Below are 3,427 nucleotides of genomic sequence, written 5' to 3'. Positions count from 1 at the left end.
ATTCCGAGCCGGCCGAGGAGCGATCCAGTGCCGAAGTGAGCGCCGAATTGCGGGAAAGCCTGCGGCTGTCCGGCGCGCCCCCGCAAATTATCGAAGCCGTGGCTCAGCAGATCGAAGCCGGCCTCCCTACGATGGAAACGCCGGTGCTGCCGCAAGAGCGGGGCGACTCGGGTTCCTGATCTTGGCTGCCGAAATCAGCATTTTGGGTGATTGATTTTCGGTGGGGCCAAGGACGGCTCTACTGAAACACCCTATCCACGTCAAAACAAAAAATACCGCTGCGCCATCGGCAACACCACCGCCGGTTCGCAAACCAACAACTCCCCATCCGCCCGCACTTGATAAGTCTGCGGACAAACCTCCATCACCGGCTGGTAGTCGTTCAACTTCATATCCGCCTTGCCAATACTCCGCGTATTGCGCACAACCCCGACCCGCTTTTGCAAACCCAATTGCCCCGCCACACCGGCGGAGACGGCGGCTTGCGGCAAAAAGATCATCGAATTGTTGGCGGCAGTGCGGCCGAAGCTGCCGAACATCGGCCGGTAATGCACCGGTTGCGGGGTGGGGATGGAAGCGTTGGCATCGCCCATCGGCGCGGCGGCAATCAGGCCGCCTTTGATGACCAGACTGGGTTTGACGCCGAAAAAGGCCAGTTGCCATAGCACCAGGTCAGCCAGCTTGCCGGCTTCGATGGAGCCCACTTCATGGGAGATGCCGTGGCTGATGGCCGGGTTGATGGTGTATTTGGCGATGTAACGCTTGATGCGGAAGTTGTCGGCCCCCTCACCCCTAACCCCTCTCCCGGAGGGAGAGGGGGACGAAGGCGAATTACTTCCGGAGGACGAGGGGAACGAAGCGGCGCTACTCCCCTCTCCCTGAGGGAGAGGGGCCGGGGGTGAGGGAGGAGCCAAATGCCCGCGTTGCGCTTTCATTTTATGCGCGGTTTGCCAGGTGCGGATCACCACTTCGCCGACCCGGCCCATGGCTTGCGAATCCGAGGAAATCATCGAAAACGCGCCCAGATCGTGCAGGATGTCCTCGGCGGCGATGGTCTCGCGGCGGATGCGCGATTCGGCGAAAGCCACGTCTTCCGGGATGCTCGGGTCGAGGTGGTGGCAGACCATCAACATGTCCAGATGCTCGTCGACGGTGTTGACCGTGTAAGGCCGGGTCGGGTTGGTCGATGAAGGCAGCACATTGCCCAAACCGCAAGCCTTGATGATGTCCGGCGCATGACCGCCGCCGGCGCCTTCGGTGTGATAGGTGTGGATGGTCCGGTCCTTGAAGGCGGCGAAGGTGTCTTCGACAAACCCGGATTCGTTCAAGGTGTCGGTGTGGATCGCCACTTGCACGTCGTAATCGTCGGCCACGCTCAGGCAGCAATCGATGGCCGCCGGGGTGGTGCCCCAGTCTTCGTGCAGTTTCAGGCCCATCGCTCCGGCTTTGATTTGTTCTTCCAGCGCGCCGGGCAGGCTGGCGTTACCTTTACCCAGCAAGCCAAAGTTCATCGGCAAGCCGTCCAGCGCGGTCAGCATTTGTTTTAGATGCCACGGGCCCGGCGTACAGGTGGTGGCGTTGGTGCCGGTGGCCGGGCCGGTGCCGCCACCGATCATCGTCGTGACGCCGGAGCACAGCGCTTCCTCGATTTGCTGCGGGCAGATGAAATGGATGTGGGCGTCGATGCCGCCGGCGGTCAGAATCTGGCCTTCGCCGGCGATGACTTCGGTGCCGGGGCCGACGATGATGTCCACGCCGGGTTGAATGTCGGGATTACCAGCCTTGCCGATCTTGAAGATGCGGCCCTGCTTGATGCCGACATCGGCTTTGACGATGCCCCAGTAATCGATGATCAGCGCGTTGGTAATCACCAAATCCACGGCCTGATCGTTGCCCAACTGGCTTTGGCCCATGCCGTCGCGGATCACCTTGCCGCCGCCGAATTTCACTTCGTCGCCGTAGACGGTGTAATCGGCTTCCACTTCCAGAATCAAATCGGTGTCGGCCAGCCGCAGCCGGTCGCCGGTGGTGGGGCCGAACATGTCGGCGTAAGCTGTTCTGCTGATTTTGCTCATGCGGATTTCTCCAATGCGCCCATCACTTCGCCGCGAAAGCCATAGACCTTGCGTTCGCCGGCAAACGCCACCAACTGCACCTCGCGCTGCTGGCCGGGTTCGAAACGCACCGCCGTCCCCGCCGGAATATCCAATCTAAACCCCAACGCCACGCTGCGGTCGAAATGCAAGGCCGGGTTGGTTTCGTAAAAATGATAATGCGAGCCGACCTGAATCGGCCGGTCGCCGCTATTGGCGACCAGGACCTTGACCGTGGCGCGGCCGGCGTTGAGTTCGATATCGCCAGCGGCGGGGAAGATTTCTCCGGGGATCATAGTGGGCTCCTATACGATGGGGTCGTGTACGGTGACTAATTTGGTACCGTCTGGAAAGGTCGCCTCCACCTGCACCTCGGTCAACATCTCGGCGATGCCATCCATCACGTCGTCGATGCTCAATAGCGTTCGACCATAAGCCATCAACTCGGCCACGGTCTGGCCGTCGCGGGCGCCTTCCATGATCGCGGCGGAGATATACGCCACCGCTTCCGGGTAGTTGAGTTTCAGGCCTCTGGCTTTGCGGCGCTCGGCGAGGAGGGCGGCAGTGAAGAGGAGGAGTTTGTCTTTTTCTCTAGGGGTTAATTGCATGGCGGTGCTTTTTGTTTATTCGTGTTTGGCTTGGGTTGTGTCGCTATTGCGACGGTTTTTTATATGTCGGTTCGCGGACCGACAACCGCGATACTTTCTTTTGCGTGGCCAAAAGAAAGTATCCAAAGAAAAGGCCACCCCATGCCGCTTGTTTCCTGCACTCCGAAGGGTTTGAACGGGGTTTTCGGAAGGGCTATCCATAGCCCTCCGAAAACGCGATGCATCCCTGCATCGCCCCTGCGGGCAAATCCGCTCAAACCCTCCGGTGCTCGGCGCGGCATCAGGGGAGACAACCGTCCCTCTTAGTTAAGGTATCAACCAATCACGATCAGGCCTAGCTAACTGTCTGGCATTGTTGTATGCCATATCCAAAGTTAAACAAGTTGAACCCCTATAAAAATCAGTGAATCGATCAACTACCAAAGCTAAATCAGCCTTCTTTGGATCTAGTAATGATATTGGTAAAAGTAATTGGATACTGCCTTGGTAATATTGAGGAATAGCAGTTTTATAATTTCTTCGGGCTCTTTCAATAGCAGAATCTATTGCACCTTTAACTAAATTCTGTAATCCGTACGGATTCATGCTTTGCAGGGAATTAGGGAATCGATCAATATTATCAGCAATAATGTGTTCAGCATTTGCTCTAAGTTCTTTACGAGAATCAAAGACTAAAACTGATGGATCATCAAAATAGTGAGCCATCTCAGGTACTGATGAAAATTT

The 3,427-nt window shown here is 57.4% G+C and carries 4 protein-coding genes; all 4 read right to left on the bottom strand.

Translation table 11 applies throughout. The annotated features are described in order from the left end of the window. Positions 1 to 260: 260 nt before the first annotated feature. Positions 261 to 2,075 carry an urease subunit alpha gene (gene ureC, locus AC3B8H_RS19560; protein ID WP_488443198.1) on the bottom strand — a complete coding sequence of 605 codons (1,815 nt, stop codon included), beginning with the start codon at positions 2,073 to 2,075 and terminating at the stop codon, positions 261 to 263. Continuing rightward, on the bottom strand, positions 2,072 to 2,389 hold the full coding sequence (locus AC3B8H_RS19555; RefSeq protein WP_488443197.1) for an urease subunit beta: 318 nt from the start codon (positions 2,387 to 2,389) through the stop codon (positions 2,072 to 2,074). Before AC3B8H_RS19555 ends, ureC begins: the two co-directional genes overlap by 4 nt. Positions 2,390 to 2,398: 9 nt before the next feature. Beyond that, entirely contained in the window at positions 2,399 to 2,701 is a 303-nt protein-coding gene (gene ureA / locus AC3B8H_RS19550) for an urease subunit gamma (protein ID WP_026601519.1), read from the bottom strand. Between the two features lie 306 nt (positions 2,702 to 3,007). After that, positions 3,008 to 3,427: DUF3825 domain-containing protein (locus AC3B8H_RS19545; RefSeq protein ID WP_488443196.1), on the bottom strand; the 420-nt coding region annotated here is incomplete at its 5' end.

Source organism: Methylomonas sp. BG-2, assembly GCF_057766305.1.
Note: the sequence above shows the minus strand (reverse complement) of the source record. Positions and strands in the feature narration are given on the sequence as shown.